At 52.3% G+C, this 21,406-nt stretch carries 11 protein-coding genes; 4 read left to right on the forward strand and 7 right to left on the reverse strand.

Annotated features, from left to right (window positions below; all coding sequences use genetic code 11):
• Positions 1-29 precede the first annotated feature (29 nt).
• The 5 genes from ACO08I_RS06770 to ACO08I_RS06790 form a co-directional block, all read right to left on the reverse strand.
• Positions 30-899, reverse strand: a complete 870-nt coding sequence (locus ACO08I_RS06770; protein ID WP_282779324.1) for a sigma-70 family RNA polymerase sigma factor — start codon at positions 897-899, stop codon at positions 30-32.
• 336 nt (positions 900-1,235) lie between these two features.
• Positions 1,236-3,440, reverse strand: coding sequence for a polyribonucleotide nucleotidyltransferase (gene pnp, locus ACO08I_RS06775; RefSeq protein ID WP_282779323.1), 2,205 nt, complete (start codon positions 3,438-3,440; stop codon positions 1,236-1,238).
• A 455-nt stretch (positions 3,441-3,895) separates the two neighbouring features.
• Positions 3,896-4,171: a 30S ribosomal protein S15 gene (gene rpsO, locus ACO08I_RS06780; protein WP_044229196.1), complete on the reverse strand. Its 276-nt coding sequence runs from the start codon at positions 4,169-4,171 to the stop codon at positions 3,896-3,898.
• Between the two features lie 86 nt (positions 4,172-4,257).
• Entirely contained in the window at positions 4,258-5,220 is a 963-nt protein-coding gene (locus ACO08I_RS06785; protein WP_173426326.1) for an electron transfer flavoprotein subunit alpha/FixB family protein, read from the reverse strand.
• Positions 5,221-5,259: 39 nt separating this feature from the next.
• Positions 5,260-6,000, reverse strand: a complete 741-nt coding sequence (locus ACO08I_RS06790; protein WP_282779319.1) for an electron transfer flavoprotein subunit beta/FixA family protein — start codon at positions 5,998-6,000, stop codon at positions 5,260-5,262.
• 204 nt (positions 6,001-6,204) lie between these two features.
• Here ACO08I_RS06790 and ACO08I_RS06795 point away from each other — a divergent pair, with 204 nt between their 5' ends.
• Positions 6,205-6,537 carry a hypothetical protein gene (locus ACO08I_RS06795; protein WP_044229204.1) on the forward strand — a complete coding sequence of 111 codons (333 nt, stop codon included), beginning with the start codon at positions 6,205-6,207 and terminating at the stop codon, positions 6,535-6,537.
• A 1-nt stretch (position 6,538) separates the two neighbouring features.
• Here the strand turns inward: ACO08I_RS06795 and ACO08I_RS06800 are convergent, their stop codons facing one another.
• Positions 6,539-9,766, reverse strand: coding sequence for a reprolysin-like metallopeptidase (locus ACO08I_RS06800; protein ID WP_421948880.1), 3,228 nt, complete (start codon positions 9,764-9,766; stop codon positions 6,539-6,541).
• A gap of 87 nt (positions 9,767-9,853) precedes the next feature.
• Positions 9,854-11,278, reverse strand: a complete 1,425-nt coding sequence (locus tag ACO08I_RS06805; protein ID WP_421948881.1) for an aldehyde dehydrogenase family protein — start codon at positions 11,276-11,278, stop codon at positions 9,854-9,856.
• A gap of 90 nt (positions 11,279-11,368) precedes the next feature.
• On the opposite strand from ACO08I_RS06805, the gene ACO08I_RS06810 reads away from it, so the two are divergent.
• From ACO08I_RS06810 to ACO08I_RS06820, 3 genes are all read left to right on the forward strand, one after another.
• Positions 11,369-14,626, forward strand: coding sequence for an amidohydrolase family protein (locus ACO08I_RS06810; RefSeq protein ID WP_421948882.1), 3,258 nt, complete (start codon positions 11,369-11,371; stop codon positions 14,624-14,626).
• Between the two features lie 376 nt (positions 14,627-15,002).
• Positions 15,003-18,077 carry a protein translocase subunit SecDF gene (gene secDF / locus ACO08I_RS06815; RefSeq protein WP_282779303.1) on the forward strand — a complete coding sequence of 1,025 codons (3,075 nt, stop codon included), beginning with the start codon at positions 15,003-15,005 and terminating at the stop codon, positions 18,075-18,077.
• 194 nt (positions 18,078-18,271) lie between these two features.
• A complete protein-coding gene (locus ACO08I_RS06820; protein ID WP_421948883.1) occupies positions 18,272-21,232 on the forward strand; it encodes a choice-of-anchor L domain-containing protein in 2,961 nt (986 codons plus the stop codon).
• The last annotated feature ends 174 nt before the right edge of the window (positions 21,233-21,406 follow it).

Genomic DNA, 21,406 nt, shown 5'->3' on the forward strand with positions numbered 1-21,406 from the left:
GCTAATTTTTTATATCACGTTAATGCACTTTATCCCAGATAAGACTTCAGCGCATTCCGGTTATATGATTTGCGCAGGCGGCGGATGGCCCGCTCCTTTATTTGCCGGACCCGTTCACGGGTCAATCCATAGAGATCACCGATTTCTTCCAGCGTCAGTGACTTTTGGCCGTTGAGCCCGTAGTAGGAAGACAGTACCTCCACTTCGCGGGGCGAGAGTATAGACAGGCCCTGCTGCACTTCATCTTTAAGTGACTGATCCATTAGAGAGCCATCGGGGCTTGCGCCTTCTTCATCTATAGAAATGACATCCAGCATAGTGCTGTCGCCATCTTCTCCACTCATAGGGGCATCAACGGAAACATGCCGGCCATTGCCTTTCAGCATATTGGAAATTTCCTTAGGTGTCATGCCCAGCAACTCAGCCAGTTCTTCATGCGTAGGCTCCCGTTCGAACTCCTGCACAAAAGCCAGGAATGCCTCGTTGACTTTATTATAGGAGCCGACCTTATTGAGCGGCAGCCGGACAATCCGCGAGTATTCCACGATGGCTTGCAGGATAGACTGCCGAATCCACCAAACGGCGTAGGAGATAAACTTAAAGCCTTTAGTTTCATCAAAACGGCGGGCAGCTTTCATGAGGCCGACATTCCCTTCGTTGATCAAATCGCTCAGGGATAGCCCCTGATTCTGATATTGTTTGGCTACAGATACAACAAAACGGAGATTAGAGCGGGTTAGCTTGTCGAGTGCTTCCTGATCGCCCTGTCGGATGCGCCGGGCTAGTTCGGCTTCTTCCTCCGGAGCAAGCATTGGAATCTTACCAATATCATTCAAATACTTGTCCAGGGCAAGGCTCTCCCTGGCCGTGATTTTATTTGTAATTTTCAACTGACGCATAAGCAAGGTAATTTTAGGGTTAGCTATTCCACACTGTAAATTTACGCTAAACAGGCAGAAAAGTTGCCCCTTTTATGGAAACTTGACTTTTTAGTAAAAAGGCATTAAATGCGCCTTTTCCACTTAAAATACAACTATTATTTGAAAATAGTTCCGTAACTGAGATTAGTTGCCGCACACTATATGGCAGTTTCTTCTGATTCTCTTAGCTTTTAAAGCCGTTTAGCCTTTTTTTTAGTGCATTTTTTCTATTCAACATTTTGTCACTACCCTAACAAAAAAGCCAGGCCCCCAATTGCGGAAGCCCGGCTAATCTGTTAATTCACTAGTATGGTATTAGTCGCGGTTGCGGCGGTTGCCACCCCCACGGTTATCATCGCGTCCGCGTCCGTTATCACGGTCTCCACCACCACCTTCCGGTCTTGGCAGTAGTGCTTTGCGGGACAAACGCAGCTTACCAGTCTTTTTATCTACACCAATAAGTTTCACGCGTACCTCATCCCCTTCCTGGAAGAAGTCCTCCACACGATCAACGCGGGCGTGGTCAATCTCTGAAACGTGCAGTAGCCCGCTCTTGCCCATAAAGTCTACAAAAACCCCGTAAGGCATAACGGTTTTCACCACAGCATCATATGTGTCGCCCACAGATGGGGTGAATGTAATGCGGCGGATGCGCGCAAGAGCAGCATCAATCGACTCTTTGTTCTCACTGGCAATGCTGACCACACCTTCGTCCCCAACTTCTTCGATGTTGATATTGGTGCCGGTCTCTGCCTGAATCTCCTGTATCACTTTACCACCCGGGCCAATTACGGCTCCGATAAAGCTCTTGTCGATAATAATCTCAACGATGCGCGGTGCATGCGGCTTGAGGTCTTCGCGTGGTGCTTCGAGGGCTTTTTTCATCTCATTGAGGATGTGAAGCCGTCCTTCACGCGCCTGATTCAGTGCTTTCTCCAGTTCCTCATAGGGCAGGCCATCAATTTTGATGTCCATCTGGCAGGCCGTGATACCATTTTCGGTACCCGTCACTTTGAAGTCCATATCTCCCAGTGCATCCTCGTCGCCCAGGATATCAGAGAGGATAGCCGTTCTTTTACCGTCAGAAATCATCCCCATTGCGATACCGGAAACCGGTGCCTTGATTTGGATACCTCCGTCCATCAGAGCCAGCGCTCCTGCACAAACAGTTGCCATGGAAGATGAACCATTGGACTCCAGAATATCGGAAACGATCCGAATGGTATAGGGCATTTCTTCCGGCATTACTTTTTTCAGTGACCGGGCTGCCAGGTTGGCATGCCCCACCTCACGGCGGCCAGGTCCACGCATTGGCTTAATTTCCCCTACGGAGAATGCCGGGAAGTTGTAGTGCAGGATAAAGTTGGAGAAACTGTGGTCCATAGCAGTGTCCACCATCAGCTCATCCTGCTTGGTACCCAGGGTCAGGGATGTCAGTGACTGGGTTTCGCCGCGGGTGAACACAGCTGAACCATGAGCGGAAGGCAGGTAGTCTACCTCGCACCAAATGTCACGGATTTCATCAAACTTACGGCCATCGAGGCGGCGGCTGTCCGTCAGCACCATCTCACGGATAACTTCTTTCTTGAATTTATCGTAGTAGCCCTTGATCTCATCACCGTACTCCTCCATGAACTCCTCGCTCTTCTCTTCCTTCAGCTTTTCCATCAGCTCCTCGATGATGGCTTTGAAGCCCTCCTTACGCGCCACTTTATCCAGCGCGCCGGCAGCTACTTCATGGATTTTATCGCGGGTGTTGCTTTCTACGATTTCCTTCACGGTATCATCAACCACTGGTGGGATGAACTCCCGCTTGACAGTCGCTTTTTCCCCTACTTTTTCAGCAAGTTCCAGCTGTGCCTGGCACTGCACCTTAATCGCTTCATGCCCAATCTTAATAGCTTCGATCAGGGCGCTTTCAGGCACTTCGCTGGCTTCGCCTTCCACCATCATTACGTTGTCCATCGTTGCGGCCACGATGATGTCCAGATCTGCGTCTTCCAGATCGGAGCGGAAAGGGTTAACGACATAGCGTCCGTTGATACGCGCTACACGCACCTCAGAAATTGGTCCGGCGAAAGGAATATCGGATACCGCCAGGGCTGAAGAAGCAGCCAGGGCCGCAAATGCATCAGGTAACACTTCCTGTTCACCGGAAATGAGGTTGATAATGACCTGTGTATCGTTCATATAGCCATCCGGGAAGAGCGGACGGATCGCCCGGTCTACCAAACGCGAAATCAGTACTTCGTAATCAGATAACTTGGCTTCCCGGCGGAAGAAGTTGCCGGGGATACGGCCTGCTGAGGCGTACTTTTCCTGATAATCGACGGAGAGGGGGAAGAAAGGCTGTCCTTCCCGGGCTTCTTTGGCAGAAACCACGGAACAAAAGAGCATCGTGTCTCCGACACGGATCACAACCGAGCCATCAGCCTGAGTCGCCAACTTACCGGTTTCAATAGTTACGGTCCGTCCATCAGGTAGGTCAAAGGACGTGGTAATAGGAGTTTGTAATCCCATCTTTAATTTGATTGGTTTAACTTCTAATAATCATTTTGCGTAAGCATCACAACGAAATGCAAGGGGACCGGTCTGAGGTGAAAACACCCCGTGAGAAACCGTCTTCAGCAATTGAGGGAGGAATAAGGGTTGTGAGATGGTATCGTGACCTTCATTTTCCTTCGTTAGCCGGGTTTTTTGCTAGTGGATTGATTCAAAAGTGCTTGAATGCTCCCGGACAGGTAACTTTCTTACCCTTGGATTCCGGAACAGTCACCGGTTAAACCGGACTCGTCGCACTAGTGGTCTTGCTCCCGTTAGTTTGTCTTAGCTTCTTTTATCGGAGGCGAATATACGTAATTTTGTTACGATTTTCTGCGCAGTCATACAAATTATTGGACAGAAAGATGCAGAACTAAGACAGGGGCGCTCCTTTGTAAGGAACGCCCCTGCCATATACACCGACAAAAGCCGGATTATTTACGGATATTCAGCTTCTCGATGAGTGCACGGTATCCATCCAGGTTTTTCTTCGCCAGATAGCCCAGCAGACGCTTACGCTTACCTACCAGCGTCAGTAGCGCACGGCGGGAAGAGTGGTCTTTTGGATTGTCATTCAGGTGCTTGGAAAGCTCCTTGATCCGGTAAGTAAACAATGCCACCTGTGCTTCTGTGGAGCCGGTGTTTTTCTCAGAACCGCCGAATTCATTAAAGATTTCAGCTTTCTTTTCTTTCGTTAAGTATTCTGCCATGATATTTTTTTAACCGTTAGTGATTGTATAAATCAGTTACAGCGGCGCAAAGATACGCGAATTGCCGGAATTTGCAAGGCAAAAGCTTAATTCTCTGCTTTGAACTTCTTCATGGCTTCGTTTAGCCGGGGCACCACATCAAACAGATCCCCAACCACACCGTAGTCAGCAGCCTTAAAAAATGGCGCTTCCGGGTCTTTATTGATCACCACAATGGTCTTGGAGCTGTTTACCCCTGCAAGGTGCTGAATCGCGCCGGAAATACCAATAGCGAAGTAGAGGTTAGGCCGAATAGCAACGCCGGTCTGCCCCACATGCTCGTGGTGAGGGCGCCAGTCTGCATCCGCTACCGGACGGGAACAAGCTGTGGTTGCACCCATCGTTTCTGCCAGTTCTTCAATAATCCCCCAGTTTTCCGGCCCTTTCATGCCGCGGCCGGCAGAGACCACCAGCTCAGCTTCCGGCAGTGGCGTGCGGCCTTCCATACGCTTCACTTCCTTCACCGTAACCTGTGCAGCCGGCACTTCCACGTCCAGGGCTTCCACGCTTGCGGGCTCCCCTACTTCCTGTGGCTGCAGGGAGTTGCCCATGAGAGAAAGGACTTTGTTCTCTGACTTCACTTCGTAATCTGCGAAAGCCTTACCGGAAAAAACAGGTTTACGTACCTTGAAAGTGCCGCCTTCCACAGTGGGAATGGCATTGACTGCAGGCACAGAACCGGCATTCATACGCACAGCCAGGCGCCCAAGCAACGACTTACCCGTGGAGGTATGCCCTACGATCACCACATTCGCACCTGCCTTTTCCGCAGCCGCAGCGATCACCTTGGTGTAAGCCTGACTGTCGAAAGTATCCAGTGCCGTATCAGTGACATGATAGACCTTTGAAGCCCCATACTTACCCAACTCTTCTGCACCTTCGGCAGTGCCCAGCACCAGGGCTGCACATTCCGTGCCCAATGCCTGAGCCGTTTGGTAGCCATAGTAGGCCAGCTCGTAAGCGGCTTTTTTGAATTTTCCTTTTTGGGTTTCTGCAAATATTAAAACCATAATATGTATTGACTTTGAGAGGGTTCTGAAATAGCGCGATTATATCGCTTTGGCTTCTTCGTGCAGGAGGCGGACCAGTTCGTCCATGTTCTCCGGATCAACCAGCTTAACATCGCCTTTTTCCGGTGGCAGCTCGTAGTGCACGGCTACGGAAAGGTCTTCCGCTTCCACGGCTGGTTCCACTTTCAAAGGCTTGCGCTTCGCCATCATAATGCCCCGCATATTAGGGATGCGCTGCTCCGCCAGGCCTTTTGCTGCGGAAACAACGAATGGCGCTTTGACCTCCACAACTTCGTTACCACCCTCGATATCACGCGTGACCGTTGCCGTATCGCCATCCATCTCCATATGAGAAGCATAGGAAATGAAAGGCACATCAAGTAATTCTGCCACCATTGCGCCAACCTCAGAACCATTATAGTCAATGGTTTCCTTGCCCAGGAAGACCACATCGAAGGCTTCCTTCCTGGCATAAGCCGCAATCTGTTTGGCAACGAAAAGCGCACTGGACGGCTCTGCATCCACCCGTACCGCCTCATCAGCCCCAATTGCAAGACCTTTGCGGATTACCGTATCGTTGGCAGCCGGGCCAACATTGATAAGAGTGACGCTACCGCCGTTGGCTTCTTTCAGTTCGAGTGCACGAACCAGCGCATACCATTCATCATAAGGGTTCATGATGAACTGTACGCCTGAAGTATCAAATTGGGTGTTGCTCTCCGTAAAAGCAATCTTGGCTGTGGTTTCCGGAGTCTTACTGACACAAACCAATAATTTCATGAATGGGTATTTTTGTGGTTTCTTTGGCTAGGCTTAGGCTGTTGACAGCCTAAAAGCCGCTTATTTCACTAAAATTGTAATTCGTGCAAATATACTTACTTTTATTCACACCCAAAAGTAGCTTAGCGAATTTTCGCTGAACTATGACAGTTTAGCAAATCACCGAATCAAACCATTGCTATTCAATTTTTTAAACATAAACAAATGAACAATACAAGACTTAAGCAGCTCCAGTCGCTACTCGAAGAGGACCCTGGCAGCTCATTTTTACAGTTTGCCATTGCCAAAGAATACGAAAAATACGAGCAGTGGCCCGAAGCCCGGATGGCCTACGAAACGCTCGCCCAAAACGACCCGGATTACGTTGGTACTTATTACCACCTCGGCAAGCTGTACGAAAAACTGGACCGGCCCGCTGACGCCTTCCAAACCTACAAAACAGGTATGGAAGCCGCCAAACGGGCCGGTGACCAACATGCACTGAGCGAACTGGCAGGCGCCAAGCTCGCCCTGGGCGATGAGGAAGACTTTGAATAGCTTATCGCTGAATGATCAGTTTTTGTATGCTTAGCATAGCGCCGTCCCTGCTCCGCCATCCCAAAGTATACAGACCCGTAGGATACTGGTCTACAGACAGGCTGATCTCACGGTCGCCCGGCTGAATGGGAACGGTTTTCAGCAATTGGCCGGTAGCGCTGAATAACTCAACCTGCCCCTGCACCTGTGCCCCTGCTGGAAAGGCTACAGTGACTCTTTCCTGAGCCGGGTTGGGGAACACCTGCAGCGCTGCGGCAGCCTGTGTTTCTCTTATACTTGTCATGATGGGCACTCCGTAGCAGATTTCAATCGACCAACGTGCCAGCGAGCCATTCTGCCCGGTCTTGAACATCACCAGGCGCCAGGCTCCTGCTGCAGAGGCACCATTATACACCGCCAAAGGCTCTGCCGGACGGTAAGGGCCGCCTATAGGTGGGCAGGGCACTTCACTATTGGCTGCATCATCAATTGAGAAATTGAACAGGAAGCCACCTGAGCAGTCATTATCGACAAATATATCCTGCAGATCACCGTTGGGGCCGCGCAGACGGAAGTCAATACGATCGAGCGGACTGTAATTTCCTGCTATTTCAACAATATTGACATCCCGGACCGGGGCATCGGCTTCCACCTCGATCAGCGAGGTTACGAAGGGACCGGGAGCACCCAAATCAATCGGGACATCCGTAGCTTCAAAGATTTCACAACGGAGCCCTTCTGTTTCGAAAGACTGAATGGTAAAACTACCTGCTCCACAGGCTGAGTTCCGCCCTCTGACGCGCCAAAATAAGGTAGTGCTGTCAGGTAAAGGGTTCGTCACGGTTAAGAAGGTATCTGCAATACTTTCAGCGGCAAGCAGAATATCTGCAAAGCCAGCATCAGCCGCCACCTCAATATCATAGGCAGAAGCATCAGGGTTCGATGCCCAGGTAAAAGTAGGCGTGACCGGGGTGTTATTGTTCCCCTCCTGCGGAGCCAGAAGCGTTATGGCACCGGGAGCCTGAGCAGCGTAGGAGATTTCCAACTCCAGCGTGTCCGCAGCTGCCCCGCTATTCCCAATCAACTGAAAAGGATAAATACCGGTAGTTAAGCCGTTGACCGTAGTGACTTCCACACTGACCTCGGCTGGCAGGGTAACCGGATCAATAACCGCAACGGAAAACGATGCCGGCAGGCCTTCCACCGTCCATTCCACCTCAGTAGCCAGCCCTAAAATTGGTTGCGCCTGTACCGTGTAGACTGCGGTTTCGCCAGCACAGACTTCAGCTTCGGCATTCTCCGTGCCTAAGGCCAGCCCGGGCGCAGTGACCGCTTCAATTGTAATATTCGCATTGTTAATATCAAAAAAAACGTTATTCGCAGCTTTGATTTTATACCGGAAAGCAGTTCCGGAAAGCGTATCTGGCACGGTAATAAGTGCCGCACCATCATTGGGCACGCCTGCTGCCAGCTGATAGGGATAGGTAAACCCGCCATCTGCAGAAAGAAAGATATCTACACCGGTGGCGGCTACGGGAGGCACATTGGTATTGGCTACGTCCCATTCCACTGTCTGCAGGCTGCCTGCTTCCCAGGTATCAGGCGTATTCTGTGTGAGTACACGGAACGGCCCGGCCTGCTCAGTCACATTGAACGTACGGTCATCAAAACTGATCCCGGTACCAAAGCCATGATTGTCCCGCACTGTAAGCCGGAAACGGAGCCCCCGGTTGTAGTCCGGCAGATATTCACCAATCGTGGTGGTATTGGCAACCAGGTCCTGCAGGCGTGGGAACACACGCGTGGAGTCTGTAGTGGGCTCGAAGGAGCGGAAAATTGGCGAGTTGCCCTCCGGGTTATTGGGTGGAGCGGATGGCCCCAGGTCAAATTGCTCCCAGCAGTAGGTCAGGGAGTCGCCTTCCAGGTCTGTTGCGGTACCCGTGAGCTCAAAGGGCGTGGAAACGGGCAAAAACAGCCCGTTCTCTCCGGCTTCCACTACCGGTGGCGTATTACCGGTGGGAATAATTGTTGCGCAGGTGTTACCCCCTCCGAAAATCGTATGCTCAATCATCTCCTCCTGGCTGATAGCATGGAAGTAGGGGTCGCTGTTGTTTTGCAAATCCGGCGGGCAAATCCCTGCATACCCCATGATGGTAGAGGCACTGCCGGGCTCCATGGCAGCTGAAGACACCCGGTTGCAGTTGTTGTTTTGGGTGTGGTTGCCGCCAAATTGGTGCCCCAGCTCATGGGCTACATAGTCAATATCGAAGGGGTCGCCTACCGGTACCGACTGTGAGGTAAAGCCCCGGGCTTTATCTTCATCATCACAAACCGAGCGCAGGGAAGCTACTCCTCCCCCACCAGCCCGATGGAAAACATGGCCCACATCATAGCTGGCATTACCAATTGTCGTATCCAGGTTGGTCTGATTCTGCCCCAGGTGAGCACCGCTACCGCCCGAATAAGGATCACTGCCGCTGTTGGTGTAGACAATAAGATGGTTGCTGTCGATCAGGATCATCCGGGAGGAAATGTCCGTTTCGTATACGCCATTGACCCGGTTCATAGTGGTGACAATAGCAGCCATAGCATCGGCCACCGTGCCACCGTGAAACTGGGTATATTCGCCCGTTGCAGCTACTGCCAAACGGTAGGTCCGCAGTTCCTCTCCCACTAAAGCGCTGCTCCCGCCAGTATTTCCGGCAATGGGTTCCGCATGATCCACCTCACAGTTGAAAGTCTCTTCTGATGTAAAATCCCGGCGGAAATACACCTGATGTGCACTATGATCGTAGTTATGGTAAAACGGGTCTATATAATAGGTATCGCTGCCCTTTAGCACCATCGCATGGAAGCCTTTATGGGTGTAATCGATGCGGGCAAGGGCATGCCCGTCGTCCAGGCTTTTGCCCAGGAAGGTCCGCATACCGGGGAACTGCCGGGCCAGTCCGGGCGCCATGATGGGCGAGTTGACCAGCCGGAACTGCTCCGTACCCCCATCTGGCGTGGGCAGAGTGAAAATAAAATCCGACTGAGCAGCAGTAACGCTGCCTTCTACCGGGGCGGCTTCAAGCAGCTCCTCCAAAGTGGCTTTATCGATGTCAACAATCCGGGCAGCCTCCGGTTCAATCAGGCGCTGTGCCCAGCCAATCGCAGGTGTTGCGGTGTCTTTCCAGTAATTGCGTTGCTGCGCCAGACCGGCGGTAAGCCCGCTCAGCCACAGCAGCATCAACAGGGTCGTCCTCTTCATACTAATTCAGTTGTTTTTTTGCGAATGTAAAGGATAGACCCCGCCAAAAGGTTTAGAGATCGCCGGAATGTCTGGCACCCTACAGAATCAAAACCACTTCAGCGTTAAGTCGATCAGGCGCTGCTTAAAATCGGTATAAGGCGGCATGAGCACCTCCAGTGCACCGGGCAGATGTTGCCGGTAAATGGCACGGGCATTGGAAAATGCCTCGAAACCATACCAACCGTGGCTTTTACCGATACCGCTGTTGTTGGAGCCGCCGAAGGGCAGATTGGGCTGCATGAAATGCACATCGTTGTTGTTGATGCAGGTGCCCCCTGCCCGTGTTTCCTGAATAATACGCTTAATGTTTCGCTCGTCCTTGCTGTAAATGTAGAGGGCCAGAGGCTTTTCCTTTTCGTTGATGACCTGCAGGGGCTCAGATAAATCCCGGAAAGTGCGAATGGGCAGCACCGGGCCAAAGATTTCCTCTTGCATCAAATCGGCATCATCGGGCACGCTGCTGACCAGGGTAGGTTCGATAAAGTCTGTTTCCGGGTCTTGCCGCCCGCCGATTTCCACCACCGCGCCCCGCTCCTCTGCGTCCTTCAGGTAGCCTGCCACGCGCTCAAAGTGCTTCCCGTTGACCATCCGGTTGTAGGCACCGGATTGGGCGGCATCTTCTCCATACAAGGCTTTCAGCTGAGCGGCCATCAAACGGACGAACTCGTCTTTCCGGCTTTCGTGCACAAACAGGTAATCCGGGGCAATGCAAATCTGCCCGCTGTTCAGGAATTTCCCCCAGGCGATGCGGCGCACTGCAGCTTTGAGGTCCGCTGTTTCATCAACGATGGTCGGTGACTTCCCGCCCAGCTCCAACGTGACCGATGCCAGGTGCTCTGCCGCTGCCCGCATCACGATTTTACCAATCGCCGGGGCGCCGGTGAAGAAAATATGGTTGAAAGGCAATTTCAGCAGCTCGGAAGCAGTCTCCACAGCTCCCTCCACTACAGCGACTTCCTCCGGCTCGAAAACCGCTTCCACGATTTCCCGCACCACAGCCGAAGTATGTGGCGTGTGCTCGGAAGGCTTCACAATAGCCGTGTTCCCGGCCGCAATAGCCGAAACCAGGGGGCCAATAGCCAGCTGTAGCGGGAAATTCCAGGGCGCAATGATCAGGCAAACGCCTTTGGGCTCGTACTGCACCCAGGAGGAACTGCCGAGGAATGGCAGGGGCGTCCCTACAGAGTGCCGGCTCATCCATTTCTTAAGATGTCGGGCTGTATGTTTGATTTCGGTAGTAATGGCGTAGATCTCGGTCAGGTCAGCCTCAGCAGCCGGCTTCTTGAAATCGGCGTACACAGCATCACGGATGGCCTGCCGCCGCTCCAGAATGGCGGACTTGAGCTTTTGGAGCTTCTGGATGCGCCCGCGGGCGGTAGTCCGGGCCACCACAAACTGATGGACACGCTGCTTTTCGAATAAGGACTTGATTTCCTGCCGGTTGGGGGCGGTAGTGATTTGGGTGGTCATTTTCTGATGGTTAGGTCAAGAACAACAATAATAGGTAATTTTTTCATAGACTTGCAAGCTCAAAATTTCTGCATACAAACTAACCAGATAATGAATTTACGACTGATATTGTTGCTGCTCCTGGTCACCGGCAACCTAATTGCACAGGAAGAAGACAAAGGCTGGGACGTCAATAACCCCTCCGGAGCGCACCACGAAAAAGAACTGACCTTTACCGAAGGGACCTGGATGAACCTCGATGTAAGCCCGGATGGACAAACCATCGCTTTCGATCTTCTGGGGGACATTTACACCATGCCTGTATCGGGAGGGGAAGCGAAGCTCCTGCGCGGTGGCCTGGCCTGGGAAGTACAGCCCCGGTTCAGCCCGGACGGGAACCAAATCCTGTTCACCTCTGATGCCGGTGGGGGCGATAACATCTGGGTGATGAATGCCGATGGCAGTGCCGCCAAACAGCTGACAAAAGAAGACTTTCGCCTGCTGAATAATGCGGTTTGGATGCCTGACGGGCAGTATTTCGTTGCCCGCAAGCACTTCACCTCTTCGCGTTCACTGGGTGCCGGAGAGATGTGGATGTACCACAAAACCGGTGGCAGCGGCTTTCAGCTGACCGAGCGCAAGAACGATCAGCAGGATGTCAACGAGCCTGCCGTTTCACCCGATGGCCGCTACGTATATTACAGTGAGGACATGTACCCGGGCGGCTATTTCCAATACAACAAAGACCCGAACAGCCAGATTTATGTTATCAAGCGGTACGACCGGGAAAAGGGAGAGGAAAAGACCCTCATCTCGGGACCGGGCGGAGCCTGCCGCCCACAGGTCTCCCACGATGGCAAAAAGCTCGCCTTCGTGCGCCGGATCCGTACCGAGTCTGTACTGTTTATCCACGACCTGGCTACCGGGCAGAACTTCCCCCTCTTCAAGGGACTGAGCAAGGATCAGCAGGAGGCCTGGGCTATTTTTGGGGTGTATACCGGTTATGACTGGACACCAGACGACAAGCATATTGTGATTTGGGGACAGGGCAAAATCTGGAAGGTGGAAGTCGCTACCGGCGAGGCCACCGAAATCCCTTTCAAAGCTACAGCGAAACACCGCTTCCAGGAAACCGTCCGCTTTCAGAACAACGCCTTCGATGAGCAATTTACCGCCAAGGTCATCCGGCACGCCGTGACTGCCCCGGATGAGCAATCTCTGGTATTCTCCGCTGTTGGTCACCTCTGGAAGAAGGCATTGCCCGATGGCACGCCCGAGCGCCTGACGGGTGCTTCAGACCTTGAGTTTGAGCCTGCCTTTTCGCCAGACGGCAAAACGCTCGCCTACGTCACCTGGAACGATCAGGAAATGGGCAGCATTCAATTGCTTGACCTGGCAACGGGTGAGCAAACGCAGCTGACCACCGAAAAAGGCATCTACCGCACACCACAGTTCTCCCCCGATGGCCAAACCATCGTCTACCGCAAAGATGGCGGGAACTCGCATCAGGGGTATGCTTTTTGCAAGGAACCCGGTATTTACACCCTGCCTGTCAAAGGAGGCGAGCCCACGCTGGTCAATCCTCAGGGCGAATACCCGGTCTTCAGTGCCGATGGCAGCCGAATCTTTTATCAGACCGGCGGCTACCTTTTTGGCAGCATCACCAAGGCTTACCACTCCATCAAACCCGATGGCAGTGACGACAAAAAACACTTCGACGGCAAATACGCGCAGCGCTTCGTGCCCAGCCCCGATAACCAATGGGTGGCATGGTCAGAGCTGCACAAGGTGTACGTAGCGCCCATGCCGCATACCGGGCAGTCAGTTGGGCTGAGTGCCAAAACCAAAGCCGTGCCCGTAGCACAGGTCGCACGCGATGCCGGTATCAATATCCACTGGTCTAAAGACAGCAAGCGCCTGTACTGGACCTTGGGCGAAGAGCTGTTTAGCGACGACCTCACCGAACGCTTCAGTTTTCTGGAAGGCAGCCTCGACAGCCTGCCGCCTATGGATACCGTTGGGCTGCGCATCGGGCTGGAGCTGAAAGCCGACCGGCCGGAAGGCACCGTAGCCTTTACCAATGCCCGGATTATCACCATGAAAGGCGATGAGGTTATTGAAAAGGGGACTGTACTGGTGGAAGGCAATCTCATCAAAGCCGTAGGCACAAAGGTACGGGTGCCAAAATCTGCCAAAGTTATCGATTGCAAGGGCAAGACAATTATGCCCGGGCTGGTGGACGTGCACGGGCACCTCGGTGATTTCCGCTACGGGCTTAGCCCACAGCAAAACTGGTATTACTATGCCAATCTTGCGTATGGCGTCACCACAGCGCATGACCCCTCTTCCAACTCAGAGATGATTTTCTCCCACAGCGAGATGATCAAAGCTGGAGAAACAGTTGGCCCGCGACTATTCTCTACTGGTACCATATTATATGGTGCAGATGGAGACTTTAAGGCGGTCATCAATAATCTGGACGATGCCCGATCAGCCATCCGCCGGACCAAGGCCTTCGGCGCTTTCTCTGTCAAGAGCTACAATCAGCCACGTCGGGAGCAGCGGCAACAGGTCATGCAGGCTGCCCGGGAACTCGATATCCTGGTAGTCCCTGAAGGCGGGTCCTTCTTCTACCACAACATGAGCATGGTGGCCGATGGCCATACCGGTGTGGAGCACAACATCCCGGTCGCCCCGCTTTACGATGATGTGGTGCAGTTTTGGTCCCAAACAGAGACCCACAACACTCCTACCCTAATCGTCAACTACGGCGGTGTGAACGGAGAATACTACTGGTACCAAAAAACCAATGTTTGGGAAAAGGACCGCCTGCTCACCTTCACCCCCAGAGCAGTGGTAGATGCCCGGGCCCGCCACCGGACGATGATCCCCGATGAGGAGTACGAAAACGGACATATCCTGACTTCCAAATCCCTGAAAAAGCTGCAGGACAGCGGTGTCAACATCAACCTCGGTGCCCACGGGCAGCTGCAGGGGCTCGGTGCCCACTGGGAACTCTGGATGCTGGAACAGGGCGGCATGAGCAATCATCAGGCACTGCGGTGCGCCACTATGAACGGTGCCAAATACCTGGGGATGGACCATCAGATTGGTTCACTGGAAGCCGGTAAGCTGGCCGACCTGATCGTCCTGGATGAAAACCCGCTGGAAAACATCCGGAATTCTGAGTCTGTCCGCTATACTATGGTGAACGGGCGGCTTTACGATGCAGCAACTTTGAACGAGACCGGCAACTACGACCGGAAGCGCAAGCCATTCTACTTTGAGCTGGAAGGCAGCGGCAATGCCTGGCCTACCATGACGGATATCAATTCGCTCATGCCCACACAGTGCGCCTGTCAGCGATAAAGTGAAACAAAGAAGCTACGAGCCCTAATCCGGAAAACCGGAAAAGGCTCGTGGCATCATTTGGGAATTGACTCGGGTATTTGCCCGGATTCAGCCTTTTACAGCAGGCTGATGAGAAAGGATAAGTCAAAGGCAGTACCGGGACTAGCTTGCTCCCCTACTGACCCCGGGATTAACAACCGTTAATTACTGAGGTCATGAAGCCCATTGGCTTAACTTTTCGACCACAAGATTTCATTAGCGCCTCAAAACGCGTATATTTGCGCAGTTTTTCTTTAAAGGACACTTAGAAAGTCCTATTTATCAGCGACTTAGGTGTTTGGATTAGAAAGACAGATGCTCATTTTTTAACATTTTCTAAAAGTCACTTCGAGTTATGCAAGGAAAAGGAGTAGTGAAGTTCTTCCTTGTGGTCATGACGATCGTAACGCTCGTACAGTACTTTTTCATCCTGCCTACGCAGAAAGTTGAGAAAGCCGCTGAAGAGTACGCACGCGCGTCGACCTCAAACCTATCGGAAGACCTTCAGAAGACCGCCTTCAAGATGAAGCGCGCGGAGTTTTTGGACTCCATGTCTTCGGAAGAGGTATTTAAAATCCCTCTGCTGAAGAGCTACACGTATCAGGAATTAAAGTCACAGCAACTGGCCCTCGGCCTCGACCTCAAGGGAGGTATGAGCGTCGTGCTGCAAGTTGATCTGCGGCAATTTATCAGAGCGTTAGCTAATGACAGCAAGGACCCGACTTTTGAGGAAGCGTTAAACCGAGCATCTCAAGCGCAGAAAACCGAACAGGCCGACTTTGTTTCTCTATTCTTCGACGCATGGAACGAAGTAAAGGGCGATAAGAAACTCGCTCCGATCTTCACCCGCAACGAAGCCCTTCGTGATGAAATCAACTACGAAACCGGTGACGGTGAAGTGGTTCGTGTGATTCGCGCCAAGGCAGACGAAACAGTAGACCTGACCTTTAAGCTCCTCAAGGAGCGTATTGATAAGCTGGGCGTTACCCAGCCTAATGTTTCTCTGGATGCCAGCCGCGACCTTATCATCGTGGAGCTGCCGGGTATCGACAACCCGGAGCGTGCCCGTACTTTCCTGGAGGCGGCGGCCAAGCTTGAGTTCTACAACGTATTCCGCATTAGCGACCCAGGTGTTCAACAAGCCTTTATCGAGGCTAATCAGCGCCTGGCTCAGACTATGAGCGGCAGTTCGGTTGACCGGGAAATCTTGCGTATTGATACTACTTTCGCTACGGATTCTCTGGGCAACGTGATTGCCGGCGAGATTACAAGCATTGACACCATCTATGGCAGTGCTTCTCAGTCTGGCCCGCTTTTCGAAGCGCTGACCCTCAACACCACTGGTGCTCAGGGACTGGCTGTTCTTGGTTTTGCCAAGAAAAACCAGCGCCGCTACATCGATAGCCTGCTGGCGAAGCCGGATGTAAAGTCGCTTTTCCCACGGGATATGGTGCTGCGTTGGGGCAAAGACCCCATGAAGGACTTCGAGACCAATGAAGTCACGGACAACTACGAACTCTATGCCCTGAAGCCATCGCGTGATGGCAAAGCGGCTATGACCGGTGATCACGTAGTAGATGCAAGTGCCAACCCTGACCCTCAGACCAATGAGGTGGCCGTGTCCCTGAAAATGGACAATACCGGCGCTAAAATCTGGGGACAACTGACAACAGAAGCTGCACAGGATAACAACCGCGAAATTGCGATTGTACTGGACGATGAAGTGGTGTCTGCACCACGTGTTATCAATCCTATCCTGACCGGTGACTCTCAGATCACAGGTAGCTTCAGTATTCAGGAAGGCAAGGACCTTGCTAATATCCTGCAGATCGGTAAGCTTCCTACGGATACAGAAATTATTCAGGAGTCCCTGGTTGGACCTTCCCTGGGTGAGGAGAACATCCGCAACAGTACGATTGCCCTGACGGTTGGCTTTATCCTCGTACTGCTCTTCATGATCGCCTACTACGGCGGTGGTGGTATCGTTTCCATCCTGGCACTGATCCTGAACATCTTCTTCATCTTCGGTGCACTGGCTTCCTACGGCACAGTCCTTACGCTGCCTGGTATCGCCGGTATCGTACTGACGATCGGTATGGCAGTGGATGCCAACGTGATCATCTACGAGCGTATCCGGGAAGAACTGCGGGAAGGCAAGTCTCTGCTGATGGCGGTAAGCGATGGTTTCCAGAATTCCTATTCTGCTATCATCGATGCCAACGTTACGACCCTGCTGACGGCATTCGTTCTCGCCTACTTCGGCCTCGGCCCAATCAAAGGCTTCGCAGTTGTATTGATCATTGGTGTACTCTCCTCGCTGTTCACAGCCGTATTGGTAGGCCGCCTCATGATCGATCAGTGGCTGAAGAACAAGGAGCGTTCCATGTCTTTCTCCACTGGCTTATCCAAGAATGCCTTCGCCGACCTGTCTATCGACTGGCTGGGCAAGCGTAAGATGGCTTACATCATCTCAGGAGCGATCATCCTGGCAGGCCTGGTCTCTATGGCGACCCGTGGCTTTGAGCTGGGTGTGGACTTCAAAGGTGGTTATTCTTACAATGTGACGATCGAGGGCGCTGAAGTGGAAGCTTCTGCACTGCGTTCCGCACTGACGGAAGCCTTCGAAGGCAACGAGCCCATTGTGAAGTCTGTGGATACGGAAAACACCTACAACGTCGTGACCGACTACCTGGTGGAATCCACTGATGATGATGCCGATGAAAAAGTGATGATGGCGCTGTACAACGGCGTCAACGGCATCACTGGCGGTAATATTGATCTGGAGCAGTTCAAGGCACCGGATGGAAATGGCACGCACGTAGAGAGTTCAAGCAAAGTGGGCCCGACGATTGCGGATGACATCAAGTCGAGCGCATTCTACGCGGCAACTTTCGCTCTGCTGCTTATCTTCCTGTATATCTTCATCCGATTCAGCAAGTGGCAGTACAGCCTTGGTGCAGTAGCCGCCCTGTTCCACGATACGCTTGTGGTTATGGGTATCTTCTCCATCTTCCACGGCATCCTGCCCTTCTCACTTGAGATTGATCAGGCCTTTATCGCAGCTATTCTGACTGTGATCGGTTATTCCATCAACGATACCGTGGTTGTATTCGACCGTATCCGGGAATTCCTGAACAACTATACGAAGAGTTCTAAGGAGGAAGTGATCAACAGCGCCGTCAACAGCACGGTTAGCCGTACGATCATCACCTCGCTGACGACCCTGTTTGTGGTCGCCATCCTGTTCTTCTTCGGTGGTGCGAGTATCCGTGGCTTTGCCTTCGCATTGCTTGTCGGTATCCTCGTTGGTACCTACTCTTCGATCTTCGTGGCCACGCCAATCATGTCAGACCTGACAGGCGAGCTTCGGGCGAAGGATACTAAATCCGATAAAAAAGGGTTCTCTAAGGCTGCAGAAACGGCCCGCTAGAATCCTGCAATCATAGCAATTTAAGGCTAAAAATAAGAGCTGGCTCCGTTTGGGGTCAGCTCTATTTTTTTTGTTGGTGAAATCGTCCTATCTTTAAGACGGAATAGCAGTTTCTATCTCAATCTCACCAAAAACCAGGAAGTGCCCCTTCGGCACCTTGCCTGTATTTTGAGTTTTTAAGCCAAAAAACCGAGATGAGAAGATTTACACTATTCCTCCTGCTCCTGCTATTGGAGCTTCCCTCCATTTTTGCTGCCACCGATTCTTTAGTTGTCGATGTAGAGGCGGACCGCTTTCGGCAACGGCTCCAAACAGCCGCTTTCGGGCCTTTCTCTTTAGTCTTGCGACAGCTTAAGCCCGGAGAAGACTACCAGCTGTGGCTGAGCCCGCAGGCACAGCAGGGCGGTACGGTAAGGTTTCTGGCTGAGGATGAAGCACCAACCGTAACTTATCGCTTCAGAGCGTCTCAGTCTTATGAGTCTATTCCGGTTGCTCAGTTGACACCAAACGCTGAAAACACCCGCTTTGTCCTGTCTGTCAGCTGTTCATCTTGCAGCAGGTCGACAGGCGCCCGTTCTAATGGCCTGTCGGTAACCTCAGGCATTGCCGCGTCCAATTTGATAAGAGATGTTTTTATTGGTGGCGACTGTTTTGATGTAGACAGTGTCAGCCTGATCGGCAGTACAGAAAGTGTAGGGCAGTTTGAGCTGGGCAGCTCCTCGATCGGCATCGAATCGGGCGTGATCATTTCCAGTGGCGATGCCTCTGACGCGATGGGGCCTAATTTCACGGGGAATATCGGAGATGAGATGGACGGTGGCGGCCACCCGGACCTGGCAGTACTGGCCGGATCAAATACACTTTACGATGCCACAGGGATATCGTTCCAGTTTACGCCAACCGTTGACAGCATCGCTTTCCGGTACACTTTTGCCTCTGAGGAATACTGCGAATTTGTGGACGCCGGGTATAATGATGTTTTTGGGTTTTTCATCAGCGGCCCGGGGCTGAATGGCGGTTTTACGGGGAATGGGGAAAATATTGCCGTTTTACCCGGTTCCAACATTGGGGTGACCATCGACAACATCAACGACGGCGACAATTCAGCCTTTTTTGTCCCCAATTCTCTGAGCTGTGGGACTTTCTCCATCAACCATAACATACAGTTTGATGGTTTCACTACAGTGCTTACTGCGGTTGCCGAGGTTCAGGCCTGTGAAACTTACACTATTAACCTGCTCGTCGGAGATGTTGGCGACGGGCTGTACGATTCTGCTGTTTTTTTAGAGGCCAACAGCTTTTCTGCAGGAGGCACCGTCACCGGGTCCGCCCTGTCCCCTGTTACCAATGAGAATACAACCTACGAGACCTGCTCCGATGGTTTTTTCAGTCTGGATGTGGGCGGGGACTTATCTACCACGCGAACGGTCAACCTTACCTTATCGCCAAATAGCACTGCTACTCCGGGTGTGGATTTTGATAGTATCCCCATGGTTGTACAGGCGTTGCCGGGGCAATCTACCATTGAGATTCCTGTGAATGTATTTCCCGATACCCTTACAGAAGGGCAGGAATCCATTATTCTGGAAATTGAAAACGCCTGCTCCTGCACCAACGGGACAGTGGAGCTATGGATTCAGGACAGCGCCCCGCTTGAAGCCTCTACCCTGCCAGCGGAAATATGCCCCGGCGATACCATATCACTGCAATCTGTGGTGCTGGGAGGTGTTCCGGAGTACAGCTACGAATGGAGCAACAGTGCCTCCAGCCCTGATATTACGGTGCAGCCCACCGGCACCGTAACTTATACCCTGACCGTGACCGATCAATGCGGCAGTACAGCGACAACTACCGCTGCTATACAGTTGAATGACCTTCCGGAGGTCAATTTTGATTTGCCGCCCAGGCTCACTTGTCTGGCTGACACCGTTGAGCTGAGTGCGGTCAATAGCACCCATGGAACAGGGTTCTTACTGCAATGGAGTACTCAGGATGGGCAATTCGCTACAGAGCCGGATGGGCCTACAGCCTACGTTAATGCCGCTGGAGTGTACACCCTGGCCATAGCAGACCTGGAAACCGGATGTACGAATTCGGGGGAGATCTATGTGGAAGCAGACACGATCCCGCCCACCGCAGATGCCGGGGATGACTTTGTAATCAACTGTGGTGCAACTTTGGCAAGCCTGGATGGCGCTGGCTCAGACCGTGGCGCCCATATCTCCTATCAATGGTCTACCGTTGGCGGGCAGTTCGCATCAGAGCCCACGTCAATCTCGCCAGACATTGGTGCTGCCGGTGTGTATACACTACTAGTTACCAATGCAGAAAATGGATGCTCGGACCAGGATGAAGTGATTGTCACCCAGTTGAATCCTGAGGCCAGCTTCGAGCTCCAGCAGCCACTCTGCCACGGAGACCCGGGCGGCATTCAGTTTCAGCAAGCCACCGGTGGTACGCCTCCCTACCAGTATTCTGTGGATGGGGGGGCAACTTATCAGGAGAGTCAAAGCTTTGCGGCCTTGCTGCCCGGCAATTACGACCTGCTTGTAAAGGACAATAACGGCTGCATATTTGAAACCAGCGCCTTTATAAGCCAACCTGATTCCACTATTGCCATTATTCAGCCGGCTGAAGCCACTATTGCCTTTGGAGAAAACTACACCATCAATGTACAGACGAACCTCCCCGATGAAGACATCGCTCAGGTTTTCTGGTCCAATGCTAATACGCTGGATTGTGAGGACTGTCTACGCCCGGTCGCCAGTCCGCAGCGCACAACCGAGTACCTGATGACCATTATCAGCCAAAATGGCTGCACGGATCAGGCCGTGTTCCGTTTGTTTGTAGACCGTTCTCAGGCCGTTTACGTGCCCAATGCCTTTTCTCCAAACGGAGATGGCAGCAACGACCGGTTCTATATCGCTGCACGGGCCGGGACTGTAGAAAACATCCGTACCTTCCAAATCTATAACCGTTGGGGAGCGCTCGTCTTTAAAGGCGATGACCTCCTTCCCAATAACCCCGCCCACGGTTGGGACGGCACCTTCCATGGAGAAGTAGTCAGGAACAGTGTGCTGGCCTGGTTTGCCGAAATCGAATTCACCGATGGAAGTGTAGAACTCCTCAAAGGGGATTTGCAACTGTTCCGCTAGCGCACAAATTGCGACATAAACCATATAAATAGGGCTGGACCGGCAAAGGATCAGTCCTATTTTTTTTGCGCTACGGAAATAACCGTATATTTATTGTGGAGTAGCGACTATTTTACCCTAAGATGAGGAAACGACAATTAAGCACAGTACAAACGGTGTGCCATCACCCAAAAC

The organism is Phaeodactylibacter xiamenensis (assembly GCF_965229835.1).
Lineage (GTDB): Bacteria > Bacteroidota > Bacteroidia > Chitinophagales > Saprospiraceae > Phaeodactylibacter > Phaeodactylibacter xiamenensis.

Coding starts and splice junctions, on each gene's coding strand:
- ACO08I_RS06770 (WP_282779324.1), bottom strand. CDS start 899: ATGCGTCAGTTGAAAATTACAAATAAAATCACGGCCAGGGAGAGCCTT.
- pnp (WP_282779323.1), bottom strand. CDS start 3,440: ATGGGATTACAAACTCCTATTACCACGTCCTTTGACCTACCTGATGGA.
- rpsO (WP_044229196.1), bottom strand. CDS start 4,171: ATGGCAGAATACTTAACGAAAGAAAAGAAAGCTGAAATCTTTAATGAA.
- ACO08I_RS06785 (WP_173426326.1), bottom strand. CDS start 5,220: ATGGTTTTAATATTTGCAGAAACCCAAAAAGGAAAATTCAAAAAAGCC.
- ACO08I_RS06790 (WP_282779319.1), bottom strand. CDS start 6,000: ATGAAATTATTGGTTTGTGTCAGTAAGACTCCGGAAACCACAGCCAAG.
- ACO08I_RS06795 (WP_044229204.1), top strand. CDS start 6,205: ATGAACAATACAAGACTTAAGCAGCTCCAGTCGCTACTCGAAGAGGAC.
- ACO08I_RS06800 (WP_421948880.1), bottom strand. CDS start 9,766: ATGAAGAGGACGACCCTGTTGATGCTGCTGTGGCTGAGCGGGCTTACC.
- ACO08I_RS06805 (WP_421948881.1), bottom strand. CDS start 11,278: ATGACCACCCAAATCACTACCGCCCCCAACCGGCAGGAAATCAAGTCC.
- ACO08I_RS06810 (WP_421948882.1), top strand. CDS start 11,369: ATGAATTTACGACTGATATTGTTGCTGCTCCTGGTCACCGGCAACCTA.
- secDF (WP_282779303.1), top strand. CDS start 15,003: ATGCAAGGAAAAGGAGTAGTGAAGTTCTTCCTTGTGGTCATGACGATC.
- ACO08I_RS06820 (WP_421948883.1), top strand. CDS start 18,272: ATGAGAAGATTTACACTATTCCTCCTGCTCCTGCTATTGGAGCTTCCC.